Source organism: Fructilactobacillus frigidiflavus (assembly GCF_044054575.1).
Classification (GTDB): domain Bacteria; phylum Bacillota; class Bacilli; order Lactobacillales; family Lactobacillaceae; genus Fructilactobacillus; species Fructilactobacillus frigidiflavus.
Genome location: NZ_CP168716.1, coordinates 890,809 through 907,935 on the forward strand (window position 1 = coordinate 890,809; position 17,127 = coordinate 907,935).

Genomic DNA, 17,127 nt, shown 5'->3' on the forward strand with positions numbered 1-17,127 from the left:
TAGATGCAAACACATTGGAATAATTTTATTAATAATGTCCGTTTAAGAAGAATTTGTGTATTGCTGTTAATTATTTCAGTAGTTTACTTTTGCCGTGATTTGATGACGACTGTGTTATTAACGTTCATCTTTACGCTCTTAGTAACTAAATTAGTGGTCGCGATTCGGCGACGACTTAAAATTCCGACCCCAATCTTAGTGATTATCATTTATGCTTTATTGGTAGGCTTAATTGCATATGCAGCGATTAATTATTTACCAACGATTGCTGATCAAGCAGCCAAATACACAAAACAATTAGTTGACTTTTATCAACATCCCCGACGCATTACTAATCCCCAAATTCGAGAAGTGGTCATTAAATTAATGCACACCGTCAACGTACCGAGCCAAATCCAAGATAGTTTGGGCTTGATTTGGACCTACGTGACTAGCATTGGCACGATTGGACTAGCGCTCTTTATGTCATTGCTACTCAGTTTTTTCTTCACCTTAGAGTTAAAACAAACCAAACAATTTTCCGAAAAATTTCTTGATAGTACCTTTGGTTGGTTCTTTCAAGACCTTCAGTACTTTGGAAATATCTTTATCAAAACCTTTGGCGTGGTCTTAGAGGCCCAATTTTTTATCGCCATTTGTAATACCGTAATTACGACGATTTGTTTAGCTTTTATGCAGATGCCGGAGTTAGCACTATTCTCAATTATGATTTTCTTTTTAAGCTTGATTCCCGTTGCAGGGGTGATTGTGTCAATGGTTCCTTTAGCGATTGCCGGCTATGCCGTAGGGGGCTTGAAATACATCCTGTACATTGTGATCATTATTTTAGTGGTTCATGCCATTGAAGCTTACATTTTAAATCCGAAATTTATGTCAGCCCGCACAGAACTTCCGATTTTTTACACGTTTGTCGTGTTGTTAATTGGAGAACATTTCTTAGGAACCTGGGGATTGATTGTATCAGTACCAATTTTTACGTTCTTCTTAGATGTTTTTGGAGTTCAAAAGGTTGATCAAGTTCATCAAGATCGCGAAAAAAATCCGGGGTTCTTGACAAAATTGTTAAAAAAATTTGGAAAATGATGTATCATGGAAACAGATCCTAAATATAGATTTTAATTCGAAAGAGGTATACACAATGGCTAAATTATGTTTAATTCGTCACGGACAAAGTGAATGGAACTTAGCAAACAAATTCACTGGATGGGTTGATGTTGATCTAAGTGAAGAAGGAGTTAAGCAAGCTAAACATGCTGGTAAGTTAATTGCTGATGCCGGTCTTGAATTTGACCAAGCTTACACTTCAGTTTTAAAACGTGCCATTAACACTTTACATTACGCTTTAGGTGAAAGTAACCAATTATGGATTCCAGAAATGAAATCATGGCGCTTAAACGAACGTCATTACGGTGCTTTACAAGGTCACAACAAAGAACGTGCTGCTGAAAAGTACGGTCCTGACCAAGTTCACATTTGGCGTCGTTCATACGATGTTTTACCTCCATTATTGAGTGCTGATGATGAAGGTTCAGCAACTAAAGATCGTCGTTACGCTGATTTAGACCCACGTGCTATTCCAGCTGGTGAAAACCTTAAAACCACTTTGGAACGAGTTATTCCCTTCTGGCAAGACGAAATTGCACCTAAGTTATTAGACCACAAGAACGTGATTGTGGCTGCTCACGGTAACTCATTACGTGCGTTAACTAAGTACATCGAAGGTATTTCTGATGAAGATATCATGGATGTAGAAATCGCAACTGGTGATCCAATTGTTTACGATATTGATGAAAACTTAAACATCGTAAGCAAAACTAAGTTAGACGAAAACAGATAATTAATTAAAAAGGTTTGTACTTTAAAGAGTACAGGCTTTTTTGTTGGCTAAAAACAATTGTCAGATTACTTGACAATCTTAAAAATGGTCGTATCATTGAAAGTACGTTTATAAATATACATGGGGGAATTTTATATGAATAATAATCAAGCTATTGATGCAAAGGGGAAACCATACAATCGTACGATGTTTGTCCTTTTGCTCTTAGTCGGAGCCTTTGTGGCCATTTTAAATCAAACAATTTTAGCAACCGCTTTTCCAACTCTAATGGATGCGTTTCATATCAATACCTCAACCGTTCAGTGGTTAACTACTGGATTTATGATGGTAAATGGGATTTTGATCCCAGTTAGTGCGTGGCTAAGTACTAGATTTAATACGAAGTGGCTTTATTTAGGCGCCATGCTAATTTTTGAAATTGGGACCATCATGGCCTACATGGCACCATCGTTTGAAGTTTTATTTGCTGGTCGGTTGGTTCAAGCCGTTGGAGTAGGGGTAATCATGCCACTACTTCAAACGGTGATGCTAACCATTTTCCCAGCTGATAAACGGGGAGCTGCCATGGGAATGGCCGGAATGGTAATCGGACTTGCTCCTGCAATTGGACCCACGCTTTCTGGATGGATCATTGATAATTACCAATGGCGTGATTTATTTGGAATGTTGATTCCAATTGCCGGAATGGTTTTAATCTTGGGTTTGTTTTACATTAAACCCGTCCTTAAGACGGAAAAATCCAAATTAGATGTAATTTCTTTAATTCTTTCGACCGTTGGTTTTGGTAGTGCGCTTTATGGATTTTCTTCAGTTGGTGGTGACGGCTGGGGTAGTCAAACAGTGATTGTCTCATTAGTTATTGGAGCGATTTTTGTTGGATTATTCGTTTGGCGTCAATTAACCATGAAAGATCCATTCTTGAACCTTAGTGTGTTCAAGTCAGCTGAATTTAGTATCTCTACCATGATTGCATCGATTGTCTTCATGGCGATGATTGGGGTAGAAATGATTGTGCCTCTTTATCTCCAAATTGTACGTGGAATGACGGCCTTTGATTCTGGTTTAACCCTTTTACCAGGTGCCATTATGATGGGGATTATGAGTCCCTTTACTGGTAAGATTTTTGATAAATATGGGGCTAAAAAATTAGCAATTGGGGGATTATTCCTACTTTCACTAGGAACCTTCCCATTTATGTTCTTAACTAAAACAACACCGGTTCACTACATTACGATGCTCTATGTAATTCGGATGTTTGGGGTAGCTATGGCAATGATGCCAGTTACGACGTCCGGAATGAATGCCTTATCAGTTAAGATGATGGGTCATGGAACGGCAGTTAATAATACCGTTCGGCAAATTTGTGGATCAATTGCAACTGCCATCATGGTCTCAATTCTTGCTAATGTAACCACTGATAACATGCCCGCCAAACATTTAATGAAGCTTAACCCAATTCACTATGGAAGTTTAGCCATTAACGCAACTTTAAAGGGTTATTCAGCAGCCTTTGCGATTGCCTTTGGAATTACTGCAGTCGCTTTCTTTGCTGGCTTTATGTTGAAAAATGGGCATGTTACGTCCGCTAAAATAGGTAAGGGGGAAAATAAATAATGATTTTTGTATTATTAACCATTTCCGTATTAGCATTTTTTCTTTGCTGGAATTTAATTTCTAATCAAAAAATCTCTAACATTACTGGAGTCTTTTTTGCCATTTTAGCAATCCTATCAGTGCTTGCGATGCTTGGTAACTTTAAAAACCACTTGGGAATGGAAAAAGAAACCATCGTGACCAGAACGGAAATTGTTCCAGTTAAACAAATGATGATTTTAAAACAGCCGATTGGGACAGATGGAACTGAGCAAGCGGTAATTTATAACCAAAAAGCTAACCAAAAGAAACCCACTGTTGCTAAGCCAACGATGGATACGAAAAATTTAATTAAAGAAAATGCTGCAAAAAACCAACTTGTAACCAAGAGTACTTATTGGGTTTACAAGAATGGTTTTTATAAGGCCATGTTTGGCTTTGCCCAAAAGCATGAGTTAGTTAAACAAACCAAAACGTTTGCAGTTAAACGCGGAGTACTTGTGATGACACCTGTTCAAGCGAAGGAATTTGGTGCTAAGATGCAAGCAGAAGCTAAAGCAATGCAAACTCCTGAAGCAATGGCAGCTGCCAAAGCGAAGGGTGAAGAATTTGTACAAAGTAAGTTAACTGCTGCAATGCAAAAAGATCCTAAGATGACAGATGCACAAAAACAAAAATTAAGTAAACAATATGCTTCAGAATTTCAGGCACAAGCCAAAGCACAATCGATGGCACAACTTTCTCAAAAAGTTGCTGCTGAAATGAACCTTAAATAGGTTGATTTTATAAAAGGACTTCACATTTGGTGAGGTCCTTTTTTGTTTGAAAAATTAATTTTGGTTTCAGTCAGTTAGCTTTAAAATGAAATAGCTGGTGATTGAAATTAATTTATTTGAAAAAATTGACTTTTTTTGACCTTGACTGTTGACATTTTTAATTTTTCATTATATGATAGTAATCGTTCGTTAAGGACGAGTTGATTTAACAATTTATAATTTTAAAAAAAGTTATTAAAAGTTGTTGACAAGTTAGTTCTTTCCGAGTAATATATTATATGCACTGTAAATGGTGCTTGAGTAGATCTTTGAAAACTGAACAAGATTTTGATTACAATAAAGTGTAAGGATAATTTTTAAACTTAGTTTAAAAATTAAACAAACATGCAATGTCAATTTGCAAAAACAAATAAATAAGAGCTAGTAAAGTTCTCATTTCTAAAATGAGAGTTTGATCCTGGCTCAGGACGAACGTTGGCGGCGTGCCTAATACATGCAAGTCGAACGAAGTCGCCCATTTGATTCTTGGTGCTTGCACCAAGATGATTTTGGATCCGACTGAGTGGCGAACTGGTGAGTAACACGTGGGTAACCTGCCCAGAAGAAGGGGATAACACCTGGAAACAGATGCTAATACCGTATAACAACAAGAACCACATGGTTCTTGTTTCAAAGCTGGCCTTTGTGCTAGTGCTTCTGGATGGACCCGCGGCGTATTAGCTAGTTGGTGAGATAATAGCTCACCAAGGCGATGATACGTAGCAGACCTGAGAGGGTAATCTGCCACAATGGGACTGAGACACGGCCCATACTCCTACGGGAGGCAGCAGTAGGGAATCTTCCACAATGGACGAAAGTCTGATGGAGCAACGCCGCGTGAGTGAAGAAGGGTTTCGGCTCGTAAAACTCTGTTGTTAGAGAAGAACAGCTGTGAGAGTAACTGCTCACGGTATGACGGTATCTAACCAGAAAGTCACGGCTAACTACGTGCCAGCAGCCGCGGTAATACGTAGGTGGCAAACGTTGTCCGGATTTATTGGGCGTAAAGGGAGCGCAGGCGGTTTATTAAGTCTGATGTGAAAGCCTTCGGCTTAACCGGAGAAGTGCATCGGAAACTGATAAACTTGAGTGCAGAAAAGGATAGTGGAACTTCATGTGTAGCGGTGAAATGCGTAGATATATGAAGGAACACCAGTGGCGAAGGCGGCTATCTGGTCTGTAACTGACGCTGAGGCTCGAAAGCATGGGTAGCAAACAGGATTAGATACCCTGGTAGTCCATGCCGTAAACGATGAATGCTAGGTGTTGGAAGGTTTCCGCCTTTCAGTGCCGCAGCTAACGCATTAAGCATTCCGCCTGGGGAGTACGACCGCAAGGTTGAAACTCAAAGGAATTGACGGGGACCCGCACAAGCGGTGGAGCATGTGGTTTAATTCGATGCTACGCGAAGAACCTTACCAGGACTTGACATCTTCTGCCAATCTAAGAGATTAGACCTTCCCTTCGGGGACAGAATGACAGGTGGTGCATGGTTGTCGTCAGCTCGTGTCGTGAGATGTTGGGTTAAGTCCCGCAACGAGCGCAACCCTTGTCTTTAGTTGCCAGCATTAAGTTGGGCACTCTAGAGAGACTGCCGGTGATAAACCGGAGGAAGGTGGGGACGACGTCAAATCATCATGCCCCTTATGTCCTGGGCTACACACGTGCTACAATGGGCGATACAACGAGTTGCGAAACCGCGAGGTCAAGCTAATCTCTTAAAGTCGTTCTCAGTTCGGATTGCAGTCTGCAACTCGACTGCATGAAGTTGGAATCGCTAGTAATCGTGGATCAGCATGCCACGGTGAATACGTTCCCGGGTCTTGTACACACCGCCCGTCACACCATGAGAGTTTGTAACACCCAAAGTCGGTTGGATAACCTTTTTAGGAGTCCGCCGCCTAAGGTGGGACAGATGATTAGGGTGAAGTCGTAACAAGGTAGCCGTAGGAGAACCTGCGGCTGGATCACCTCCTTTCTAAGGAATAATTCGGAACCTTACATTAATCAAAATCTTGGTCAGTTTTGAGAGTATCTACTCTTATATGGGGAATTAGCTCAGCTGGGAGAGCACCTGCTTTGCAAGCAGGGGGTCAGCGGTTCGATCCCGCTATTCTCCATTGACACTAATGTGTCAATTTTGTTCTTTGAAAACTAGATAATATTATTTTCTGTAATAATTATATTTTTATATAATTGAACCGAGAAATAACCATTGTGTTATTTTTGAGTTTTTTAATTAGTTTTAATCGCTAAAACTCAAATAATTTATAATCCGTCGGATTATAGGTTAAGTTAATAAGGGCGCATGGTGAATGCCTTGGTACTAGGAGCCGATGAAGGACGCAACTAACTGCGATAAGCTTCGGGGAGCTGTACGTAAGCTTTGATCCGGAGATTTCCGAATGAGGAAACTCGACCAGTGTTATGACTGGTCACTGTATAGTGAATACATAGCTATGCAGAGGCAGACGTGGGGAACTGAAACATCTAAGTACCCACAGGAATATAAAGAAATTTCGATTCCCTAAGTAGCGGCGAGCGAACGGGGAACAGCCCAAACCGAACCCTTGTGGTTCGGGGTTGTAGGACTGAACATTTGAGTTACAAAAGTATTTGATAGTTGAAGTAGTTGGGAAGCTACACCAAAGAGAGTGATAGTCTCGTAAACGAAATCAAATACCCTCAGTTCAGTATCCTGAGTACGGCGACACACGTGAAACGTCGTCGGAATCTGGGAGGACCATCTCCCAAGGCTAAATACTCCCTAGTGACCGATAGTGAACCAGTACCGTGAGGGAAAGGTGAAAAGCACCCCGGAAGGGGAGTGAAATAGTTCCTGAAACCATGTGCCTACAAGCAGTCAGAGCCCGTTAATGGGTGATGGCGTGCCTCTTGTAGAATGAACCGGCGAGTTACAGTTGCATGCAAGGTTAAGCCGAAAAAGCGGAGCCGTAGCGAAAGCGAGTCTTAATAGGGCGTATTAGTATGTTGCCGTAGACCCGAAACCAGGTGATCTACCCATGTCCAGGATGAAAGTGCGGTAATACGCACCGGAGGTCCGAACCCGTGTACGTTGAAAAGTGCTGGGATGAGGTGTGGGTAGCGGTGAAATTCCAAACGAACTTGGAGATAGCTGGTTCTCTCCGAAATAGCTTTAGGGCTAGCCTCGGAATTAGAATCATGGAGGTAGAGCCACTGTTTGAGCAAGGGGTCCATCTAGGATTACTGAGTTCAGATAAACTCCGAATACCATTGATTTATGTCCGGGAGTCAGACGATGAGTGATAAGATCCATCGTCGAAAGGGGAACAGCCCAGACCGCCAGTTAAGGTCCCTAAATATATGCTAAGTGGAAAAGGAAGTGGAGTTGCATAGACAACTAGGATGTTGGCTCAGAAGCAGCCACCATTTAAAGAGTGCGTAATAGCTCACTAGTCGAGTGATTCTGCGCCGAAAATTTACCGGGGCTAAGCATATTACCGAGACTGCGGACGCAACTATGTTGCGTGATAGGAGAGCGTTCTAAGGGCAATGAAGGTAGACCGTAAGGACTACTGGAGCGCTTAGAAGTGAGAATGCCGGTATGAGTAGCGAAAGATCAGTGAGAATCTGATCCACCGAATGACTAAGGTTTCCTGGGGAAGGCTCGTCCACCCAGGGTTAGTCGGGACCTAAGCCGAGGCTGAGAAGCGTAGGCGATGGATAACAGGTTGAGATTCCTGTACTAGTTAATTATGTTTGAACGATGGAGGGACGCAGTAGGCTAAGATATGCACACGATTGGAAATGTGTGTTCAAATCGTAAGTCAGTTTAAGAGTCAAATGCTTTTAAGCGCGTTGACAAGCGATGATGAGGATCGAAATTTAAGTAGAGAAGTATCTGACGTCACACTGCCGAGAAAAGCTTCTAGTTAGTAATTAATTACCCGTACCGCAAACCGACACAGGTAGTCGAGGAGAGTATCCTCAGGTGAGCGAGAGAACTATCGTTAAGGAACTCGGCAAAATGACCCCGTAACTTCGGAAGAAGGGGTGCTGGCCTCACGGCCAGCCGCAGTGAAAAGACTCAAACGACTGTTTATCAAAAACACAGGTTTATGCAAAATCGTAAGATGAAGTATATGGGCTGACGCCTGCCCGGTGCTGGAAGGTTAAGTGGAAGTGTTAGCTTCGGCGAAGCACCGAAATGAAGCCCCAGTAAACGGCGGCCGTAACTATAACGGTCCTAAGGTAGCGAAATTCCTTGTCGGGTAAGTTCCGACCCGCACGAAAGGCGTAACGATTTGAGTACTGTCTCAACGATAGACTCGGTGAAATTAAGATACCTGTGAAGAAGCAGGTTACCCGCGACAGGACGGAAAGACCCCATGGAGCTTTACTGTAGCTTGATATTGGGTGTTTACATAACTTGTACAGGATAGGTAGGAGCCATAGAAGCCGGGACGCTAGTCTCGGTGGAGGCGTCAGTGGGATACTACCCTTGTTATGTGAACACTCTAACCCTGCGCACTAATCGTGCGCGGAGACAGTGTCTGGTTGGCAGTTTGACTGGGGCGGTCGCCTCCTAAACAGTAACGGAGGCGCTCAAAGGTTTGCTTAGAATGGTTGGAAATCATTCCTAAAGTGTAAAGGCAAAAGCAAGCTTGACTGCGAGACATACAGGTCGAGCAGGGACGAAAGTCGGACTTAGTGATCCGGTGGTACCATATGGAAGGGCCATCGCTCAACGGATAAAAGCTACCCTGGGGATAACAGGCTTATCTCCCCCAAGAGTTCACATCGACGGGGAGGTTTGGCACCTCGATGTCGGCTCATCGCATCCTGGGGCTGTAGTTGGTCCCAAGGGTTGGGCTGTTCGCCCATTAAAGCGGTACGCGAGCTGGGTTCAGAACGTCGTGAGACAGTTCGGTCCCTATCCGTCGCGGGCGCAGGAAATTTGAGAGGAGCTGTCCCTAGTACGAGAGGACCGGGATGGACATACCGCTGGTGTATCAGTTGCGCCGCCAGGCGCATTGCTGAGTAGCTATGTATGGATGAGATAAACGCTGAAAGCATCTAAGTGTGAAACTCGCCTCAAGATGAGATTTCCCATTCCTATATGGAAGTAAGACTCCTGAAAGATGATCAGGTAGATAGGTTAGAAGTGGAAGCGTAGTGATACGTGAAGCGGACTAATACTAATCAGTCGAGGACTTAACCAAGTAGAATGAAGATACAATGGAAGTTAATCGGAAGAAAATAATATTGTCTAGTTTTGAGAGAACAAAGTTCTCAAACAAAATAGTGTGGTGGCGATAGCCTGAAGGATACACCTGTTCCCATGCCGAACACAGAAGTTAAGCTTCAGCACGCCAAAAGTAGTTGGGGGATCGCCCCCTGCGAGGATAGGACGTTGCCACGCAAATGAAAAAGACTTTAGCGCAAGCTAAGGTCTTTTTTTTGTTTTATGTAGAGATATGTTAAAATTAAGTTGCCGCTTTAGCTCAATAGGTAGAGCACTTCCATGGTAAGGAAAAGATTCAGGGTTCAAATCCCCGAAGCGGCTTAAAGCTATTCATCTGATGAAAAATTGAAGAATTTTCCCTATCGCTATAAAAACTACGGTAACCTTGTTATAATTGAACGGTGTCTTTGATGAGTTAAATCATTTTTGAAAAGAAAGGGAGATTATTATGTGGCAAGAATTTAAAAAGTTTATTTCTAAAGGTAACGTGATTGATATGGCAGTTGGGGTAATTGTTGGAGCTGCTTTCACATCCATCGTTAGTTCACTGGTTAAGAATATTATTAACCCATTTATTGGAATTTTCTTAGGCAAAATTGATCTTTCTAACTTAGTATTTAAAGTTGGTAACGCTACTTTTAAATATGGGGTATTTATTAATTCAGTCATTAACTTCTTGATTATCGCGTTTGTCGTCTTCATGATGGTTAAATTACTAAACAAGTCTAATATCACCACAAAGAAAGCAACAAAAGAAGATCCAAAGGAAAAATATTTAAAAGAAATTGTGACTTTATTAAAAGAAGAACAAAAATAAAAAAGTTGAGAAATTATTTCTCAACTTTTTTTATTTGGATTAAATTATCCTTAATGGCCTTGTCTGGAATTAGTGGACTAATGGTTTGATTACTGATTAGCGTCAATGAATGCATGGCTCTAGTCATAATTGTGTACAAGATACCAAGACTATGATGATCAGGATAGTTAGCCTGTGAAATATCCCAACCAATGATGTCATCAAATTCCATTCCTTTAGCTAGGTAAACTGGTAAAATAACCACTTTTTTATCAATGGTCCGGGCTGTATCGGAAACCAACAAAGGATCAAATTCTTTTCGTAATTTGCGATACAGCATTTCTGCTTCAGAACGATTTTTGGTAATAATCGCCACGGAGTCCTTTAGTTCCAATTTAGTTGTGATAACCTTTTTTAAACGATTCAGACTAGCAGCCGGATTTGCTTCAACGTAAGCTACCGGTTTTTCGCCGTCCCGTTTAAATGCTTCGATATGTTCACCGTCTGGAAGGATTGAACTGGCAAACGTGGTAATTGGGTAGGTTGACCGGTACGACCGATTTAGATTAATCAAGCGGGGATGCCGAACTGGAATCGCATCGTTTAATTTTTTTAATAATTGGGGGGCTGCTTCCACATCTTTAAAAATGGCCTGTTCACTATCACCAATTAGATTAAATTTAGCGTTTTTAAAAATTAATTTTAAATACATAATTTCCGCAATTGAATAATCCTGGACTTCATCAATAAACAAATACTTAATGTTATTATTTTTATTTTCCCCCGTAAACTTATCACGCAGATATAACAAAGGAGCTGCATCAGCTAAACGTAACTGATGAAATTCAAACTGATGTTGAAATTGTTTGATGTCAGCTTGCCAATCCGATAAATTGATTTTAGCTGACAAATCAACTTGTTTTAAAAACTCCAGGTACTGAGTAAACGGATCCCAAAAACTATTATTATAAATGGCATCGTAGACAATTCGTAAACGTTCTTTCGCAATTTGCGTCGCAATGTAATCATGTTCTGCGTCAAAGTTTTCAAAATCAGATGGTTTTTTATCAATTAAATAGTTATGATATTCTTCATCAGATAGGGAATCAATCTTTTCTAACACCCAGTCATCATGAATTGCCTTATTAACCTCTTGTTTTAAGGTTTTAATTAAAGTATTTTTCGTTTTTAACAATTTATCGGCTAACGGTAAGTTTGGATTGACACGATCATAGATTGCTTGAATCGTTTCCTTTTTAAAGAACACCGCCCCTTGAAAATAAATATCAGTGAAGATAATATTTGAACCATTTAGCTGGTTCAAATAGGTATCGATTTGGTTAATGAAGGACTGGCTACCCTTTAACTCATTAATTTTCGTATTAGTGTTTTGGTCTTCAAAACGACTAAAGAGGGTTTGAACTTTAACTCCTTCCAAACGTTGGGAGAAGAACTCCGCCAGGGTTACTTGGCGCATGTTGCGTTCTCCTAAACTAGGCAGTACTTCACTAATATAGTTGGAAAAAAGTAAGTTTGGCGAGAATAAAATAATTTGACTGGCATTTAATTCATCACGACTATGGTATAACAAAAAGGCAATTCGCTGTAATAAAGCCGAAGTTTTTCCTGATCCAGCGACTCCTTGAACCACTAATAAATCACTTTTCGTATCGCGAATGATATCATTTTGGGAACGTTGAATGGTCGCTACAATGTTACGTAACTGATCGGAACTTTTAGCGTTTAGTTCTTTTTGTAAAAGTTCATCTCCAACCGTTTCGTTAGTGTCAAACATGTTAATTAACTGACCATCTTTAATTTGAAACTGGCGTTTTTTTAACAAATCCGTTTTTTGTGGTCCATTAGGCGTTTCGTAACTCACTTTCCCTAACGTTCCGTTATAGTAAATACTAGAAATGGGAGCCCGCCAGTCATGAATTAAAAATTCACCCGTTTCATCATCTAATAAGGAAGCAGTTCCAATGTACAATTGATCAATTTCAGGATCACCTTCATCTTGAATGTCGATGCGACCAAAATAGGGTGAATGTTGTAATGATTTAAAGGTCTGTAATTGCCGTTTGACGATATTTTCGTCTTCCACAACCTTATTAACCAAACTTCGTTGTTGTTGCAAATCAGCTTTGGTTTCAATTCGGTCATCAGCTTCTAAGTAGTTAACCGATGTGTTGATGCCGTAGTTTTTTTGTACCTTTTGGGCTTCAACTTTGGCTTCTTCCACGGCCTGTTTCGTTTTAGTTATTTTCTGATTTAATAAGTCAGAAATAAAGGTTACTCGTTGTTGTTCTTGCTGTTCATCTTGCTTATCCAAAATAGCTCCACCTCGTTTATAAGTCGGTGATAATTCTAATTGGAAAAAAGGGGCCTGTCAATGGGTTTGAGCTTTGACATTTCTCCGTAAAACCCCTAAAATTAAGATTAAAGTTGAGTAGTGGCGTCGCCTTGACAGAGAGACTACGGTTGCTGAAAGTAGTCAGACAAAACGAAATGGGTAAACGGTTAACGACCTTATAGTTATTAGTGGCATTTTTTATAAATGCAAATTAGGTGGTACCACGTCTAGGCGTCCTATTGATTTTTATCAATGGGCGTTTTTTTGATAGAAAGGAATTTTAAAATGACAAAAAAACCAATTATTTTAACCGGAGATCGTCCTACCGGTAAATTACACATCGGACATTTCGTCGGCTCGCTTAAAAATCGAGTTGAATTACAAAACACCGGGGATTACGAACCCTTCATTATGATTGCGGATATGCAAGCTTTGACCGATAACGCCCGTGATCCCGAAAAAATCAGAAACAGTCTTTTCCAAGTGGCTTTAGATTATTTAGCCGTAGGGATTGACCCAACTAAGTCAACCATTTTTGTGCAATCACAAATTCCAGCATTAAATGAACTAACCATGATTTACATGAATTTAGTTTCTGTTGCTCGGTTGGAAAGAAATCCAACGGTTAAACACGAAATCCAACAAAAGAGTTTTAAAGAAAGCGTGCCAGCTGGCTTCTTAACTTACCCGGTTTCCCAAGCAGCAGACATTACAGCCTTTAAAGCGACCGTGGTTCCCGTAGGTGATGATCAAGAACCAATGCTTGAACAAACTCGCGAAATCGTTCGGAGTTTCAACAGTGCGTACCACACGGATGTGTTAGTTGAGCCTAAGGGTTATTTCCCACCAAAAGGCCAAGGTCGAATTCCTGGCTTAGATGGGAATGCCAAAATGAGTAAGTCCTTAAATAACTGTATTTACTTATCGGATGATGCCGAAACCATCAAGAAAAAAGTAATGTCAATGTACACTGATCCCAACCACATTCACGTTGAAGATCCTGGTCAAGTTGAAGGCAATACGGTTTTCACTTATCTTGATATTTTTGCCGATGATCAAGCTAAAGTCCAAGCATTGAAGGACCAATATACTCGTGGTGGTTTGGGAGATGTTAAAATTAAACTATACTTAAACGAAGTCTTACAAAACCTCTTAACTCCGATTCGGGAACGTCGGGAAAAATTTGAACAAGATCCCGCTAAGGTTTATCAAATCTTAGAAGAAGGCAGTCAAAAGGCTAACCAAGTTGCTGAAAAAACTTTAAATGAAGTTCGCGATGCAATGGGAATTAATTACTTTAGCTAGTCTAACCCACTAGTAGAGGAGATGCGGATGGAAAATTTTGTCATCATTGATATCGGTTCGAATTCAGTACGCATGGCTGTGTATCAAATTAATGCGGATGGAACCTACCATGAAGTAAAACGAATGAAAAATGATACCCGTCTTTCTGAAGGAATGGGAACCAAAAATATTCTGCAATTTTCCGCCATGAAACGAACCATTTCAGCATTAAAACATTTTAAAGATGAATACAGTAAATTAAACAACGTCACAGTTCGTGCCATTGCTACGGCCGCAGTGCGACAGGCACAAAATCAACAAGATTTTTTAAATAGTATTCAAGCCGAACTGGGAATCAAAGTCCAGGTGTTAACGGGAAACGAAGAAGCCTATTACGACTATCAAGGGGTCGTGAAACGACTGAGCGTTAAGGACTATGTCTTAATGGATATCGGGGGCGCAAGCGTGGAAATTGTTCACGTTCGGAATAAACAAGCCATCAACTACGTTAGCATTCCCACCGGGGCCGTGAAAATGACGGAACGGTTTAAGTTACAAGATGAAATTACGGCGGCTAACTTATTTTCGGCACAACAATTCATCATTGAGATGTACAGTAAAATTGGGTGGTTAAATCATCCTGTCCATTATCCCATCGTTTTGATTGGGGGAGCGGCCCGAACTTTAGCTCGGATTAATCGGCGGCATCAACACTTTAAACACGTTGACCGGATTCAAGATTATCAACTAACCAGAAAGCAAATTAACCATACGATGCGTGTGTTTCTCAATGATAATTTAAAACAACGCCAGGCAATTAATGGTCTCGAAAGTGATCGAGCGGATGTCATTGTGGGAGGATTAATCAATTTAACCTCCGTCATGGATTTTATTGATTCAAAACGGGTCATTTTTTCTGATGGCGGCGTTCGCGAAGGAGTTGTGAACGAGTACGTAGAAGATAATTTTAGTTAAGAAGGGAAGTTAAGCAAATGACAGATTTTAGTGGCTTTTTTCGAAAACCTTATCAAGAACGTCTTAAATTAGTGGCTGAAGCAGCTAATTTAAATGATGAGCAAATTAAGACGATTAACCAAAATTTTCAAACGGTTGGAAGCGAATTGATTGAAAATTACTTAACTGATTATGGTCTACCCGAAGGAATTGCAACGAACTTTCGCGTGAACGATAAGGATTATTTAATCCCAATGGTAACCGAAGAACCTTCTGTAATTGCGGCGGCCAGTAACGGAGCCAAAATGCTTCGGGACGGCGGTGGAATTACTGCGACAGCTGCTAGTCGGGTTTTGACCGGAGAAATTATTTTAAAAACTGATAACGTACTCGGGGTGCAAGATTGGTTTGAAAAAAATAAAGCTAAATTAATCGAGATTGCTTTAAAAGCGCATCCTAGCATTACGCAATACGGCGGAATTCGCGATATCAAATACAACATGATTGATGAAGAACACGTTTCGTTTGAACTCTTTGTGGATGTCGGCGATGCCATGGGGGCTAATACCATGAATTCCATGTTGGAAGCCGCAGCCAAAAACATTGAATTAAACTTAGGCCAAGAAGTTTTGATGAGTATTTTATCCAACTATGGTGATTATAATATCGTGATTGCCACAGGAATTGTTCCCTTTGATGCTTTGCAACGAGGGGATTTATCTGGAAAAGCAGTTGCCCAAAAAATTGAAGAAGCAGCTCACGTGGCTAATATTTATCCGAAACGGGCTGCCACGCATAATAAGGGAATTATGAATGGAATTGATGCCGTCGTCGTTGCTACTGGAAATGATTGGCGGGCCGTGGAAGCAGCGACTCACTCTTATGCAGCACGTAAAGGCGCTTATAAAGGGCTTAGTAATTGGCGGGTGACGGATGCTGGTCTAGAAGGCATGATTAAACTTCCCATTCCAACGGGAACAGTTGGGGGAGCCACTCACTTATTACCAATGAGCAAAATCAATTATCAAATTTTAGACATTGATAATGCCATTGAAATTATGGAAGTCCTTGCGGGAGTCGGCTTAGCACAAAATTTGGCTGCCTTAAAAGCCCTAGTAACTGAGGGAATTCAACGCGGACATATGCGGCTACAACTCAAATCACTTGCAATGACTGCGGGAGCTCAAGGAGCAGAAATTAAACAAGTGGTGATGAAGTTAGATCAACTACCAGATGCAGCACAAAACTTAGAAAATGCAATTCAAATCTTACAGGAACTCAAAGGAGACAATTAAGTTGGCAGAAGAATTTAAATTAGGACCGAAAGCAAAAAGTTTACTAAATGCGGTCTCACGCTTTTTTGATGGTGATGTCCAAGTTCAATTTATTGGAAACTTAAAATCAGGCTACGTGAAACACGATCAAGCCCAAATTATGCAAGATGGTAAAAATCTTTTTGTGCAAATTAATGACATGACGGAACCTGATTTTACGGCAACGCACGAATTGCTACATTTATTAATGACCTTACGGGGCTTTCCGCAAATTTATTTTCCGCTAACCACCGGTGACGGCGCGTTAGATGAACAACTGCAGTTTGTAGGGACTGAACTTTTTGATGTAATTGCCCATTTTGTGGTTTACTCAGAACAACGCAAGCACGGGTTGATTACTCCGCAAGTAGAAGCGGAATACATTAAGGGCGTGCGTCAGACAATTACGCCAGAAACCGGAAAAGTTGATGCCGAAATGATTATCCGAGTGGCTACCATTTTAGATGCCATGGTGTTCTTCGGAAATCAGTTTGCTGAACACGATACGGTTTTTGTCCAAAACTTTCCGATTGCTACCCAAGCGGCCCAACGACTCTATAAGATCATTACCGAAAAACCAACTGACAGTCCCTTTGCCTTTCGGCGGAACGTGGTGAAGTTATTTAAAGCCTTTGATGGTCAAATGAAGGGCTGGAATTTACCAGAACTTCACTTAACTGATTTTGCGATGTTGACTTCCGTCTTCTCCAAACGCCAACTAGGGCTTAAAGTCAGCCAGGTCTTCAAACTATATCATTCTGAATTAAAGAGTAAGACTAGTTTAACGCGGGCTTACATTGGGTTTGCGGCTGTTGATGATCAAGATTCCTTTGTTTTGACGGGTCCAACTGATGCAAAACTAGCGGAAAAGTTTATTCAAAATATTTATGCCAAAACAGTTCAAGAATTATTTGATGAATTAAAGATTCCATATTTAATTAGATAGATGAGGCAT

Annotated in this window: 10 protein-coding genes, 2 tRNA genes and 3 rRNA genes; 14 read left to right on the plus strand and 1 reads right to left on the minus strand. The window is 40.8% G+C overall.

From position 1 onward, the window contains the following. Positions 1-3 precede the first annotated feature (3 nt). From ACEPSS_RS04475 to mscL, 10 genes are all read left to right on the plus strand, one after another. Entirely contained in the window at positions 4-1,083 is a 1,080-nt protein-coding gene (locus tag ACEPSS_RS04475; protein ID WP_395317780.1) for an AI-2E family transporter, read from the plus strand. 55 nt (positions 1,084-1,138) lie between these two features. Then, entirely contained in the window at positions 1,139-1,837 is a 699-nt protein-coding gene (locus ACEPSS_RS04480; RefSeq protein ID WP_395317782.1) for a 2,3-diphosphoglycerate-dependent phosphoglycerate mutase, read from the plus strand. Positions 1,838-1,972: 135 nt separating this feature from the next. After that, entirely contained in the window at positions 1,973-3,451 is a 1,479-nt protein-coding gene (locus tag ACEPSS_RS04485; RefSeq protein WP_395317784.1) for an MDR family MFS transporter, read from the plus strand. Then, positions 3,451-4,206, plus strand: a complete 756-nt coding sequence (locus ACEPSS_RS04490; protein ID WP_395317786.1) for a DUF4811 domain-containing protein — start codon at positions 3,451-3,453, stop codon at positions 4,204-4,206. The genes ACEPSS_RS04485 and ACEPSS_RS04490 overlap by 1 nt, the downstream gene beginning before the upstream one ends. A gap of 439 nt (positions 4,207-4,645) precedes the next feature. Further along, positions 4,646-6,223, plus strand: a 16S ribosomal RNA gene (locus tag ACEPSS_RS04495). 69 nt (positions 6,224-6,292) lie between these two features. Then, positions 6,293-6,365: transfer RNA gene (locus ACEPSS_RS04500), tRNA-Ala, on the plus strand. Between the two features lie 168 nt (positions 6,366-6,533). Further along, positions 6,534-9,449: ribosomal RNA gene (locus ACEPSS_RS04505) — 23S ribosomal RNA — on the plus strand. Between the two features lie 83 nt (positions 9,450-9,532). Further along, positions 9,533-9,649: ribosomal RNA gene (gene rrf / locus ACEPSS_RS04510) — 5S ribosomal RNA — on the plus strand. Together the 16S, 23S and 5S rRNA genes with 2 tRNA genes alongside form the textbook arrangement of a ribosomal RNA operon. Positions 9,650-9,720: 71 nt before the next feature. Beyond that, positions 9,721-9,793 (plus strand) — tRNA-Thr (locus ACEPSS_RS04515). Between the two features lie 127 nt (positions 9,794-9,920). Beyond that, a complete protein-coding gene (gene mscL / locus ACEPSS_RS04520) occupies positions 9,921-10,289 on the plus strand; it encodes a large-conductance mechanosensitive channel protein MscL (protein ID WP_395317788.1) in 369 nt (122 codons plus the stop codon). A 13-nt stretch (positions 10,290-10,302) separates the two neighbouring features. On the opposite strand, the gene helD is transcribed toward mscL, so the two are convergent. Beyond that, on the minus strand, positions 10,303-12,600 hold the full coding sequence (gene helD / locus ACEPSS_RS04525; RefSeq protein WP_395317790.1) for an RNA polymerase recycling motor HelD: 2,298 nt from the start codon (positions 12,598-12,600) through the stop codon (positions 10,303-10,305). 306 nt (positions 12,601-12,906) lie between these two features. Here helD and trpS point away from each other — a divergent pair, with 306 nt between their 5' ends. From trpS to ACEPSS_RS04545, 4 genes are read left to right on the plus strand one after another with little or no spacing between them, the layout of a single operon-like run. Then, entirely contained in the window at positions 12,907-13,926 is a 1,020-nt protein-coding gene (gene trpS / locus ACEPSS_RS04530) for a tryptophan--tRNA ligase (RefSeq protein WP_395317792.1), read from the plus strand. 27 nt (positions 13,927-13,953) lie between these two features. Continuing rightward, entirely contained in the window at positions 13,954-14,880 is a 927-nt protein-coding gene (locus ACEPSS_RS04535; protein WP_395317794.1) for an exopolyphosphatase, read from the plus strand. 17 nt (positions 14,881-14,897) lie between these two features. Further along, positions 14,898-16,154, plus strand: a complete 1,257-nt coding sequence (locus ACEPSS_RS04540) for a hydroxymethylglutaryl-CoA reductase, degradative (RefSeq protein ID WP_395317796.1) — start codon at positions 14,898-14,900, stop codon at positions 16,152-16,154. A 1-nt stretch (position 16,155) separates the two neighbouring features. Continuing rightward, positions 16,156-17,118 carry an IpaB/EvcA family protein gene (locus ACEPSS_RS04545; protein WP_395317798.1) on the plus strand — a complete coding sequence of 321 codons (963 nt, stop codon included), beginning with the start codon at positions 16,156-16,158 and terminating at the stop codon, positions 17,116-17,118. Positions 17,119-17,127: the final 9 nt, after the last annotated feature.

Bases quoted from the DNA above. Each gene is read 5' to 3' on its own strand.
- trpS (WP_395317792.1), top strand. From the start codon at position 12,907: ATGACAAAAAAACCAATTATTTTAACCGGAGATCGTCCTACCGGTAAA.
- ACEPSS_RS04480 (WP_395317782.1), top strand. From the start codon at position 1,139: ATGGCTAAATTATGTTTAATTCGTCACGGACAAAGTGAATGGAACTTA.
- mscL (WP_395317788.1), top strand. From the start codon at position 9,921: ATGTGGCAAGAATTTAAAAAGTTTATTTCTAAAGGTAACGTGATTGAT.
- ACEPSS_RS04475 (WP_395317780.1), top strand. From the start codon at position 4: ATGCAAACACATTGGAATAATTTTATTAATAATGTCCGTTTAAGAAGA.
- ACEPSS_RS04540 (WP_395317796.1), top strand. From the start codon at position 14,898: ATGACAGATTTTAGTGGCTTTTTTCGAAAACCTTATCAAGAACGTCTT.
- ACEPSS_RS04490 (WP_395317786.1), top strand. From the start codon at position 3,451: ATGATTTTTGTATTATTAACCATTTCCGTATTAGCATTTTTTCTTTGC.
- ACEPSS_RS04485 (WP_395317784.1), top strand. From the start codon at position 1,973: ATGAATAATAATCAAGCTATTGATGCAAAGGGGAAACCATACAATCGT.
- ACEPSS_RS04535 (WP_395317794.1), top strand. From the start codon at position 13,954: ATGGAAAATTTTGTCATCATTGATATCGGTTCGAATTCAGTACGCATG.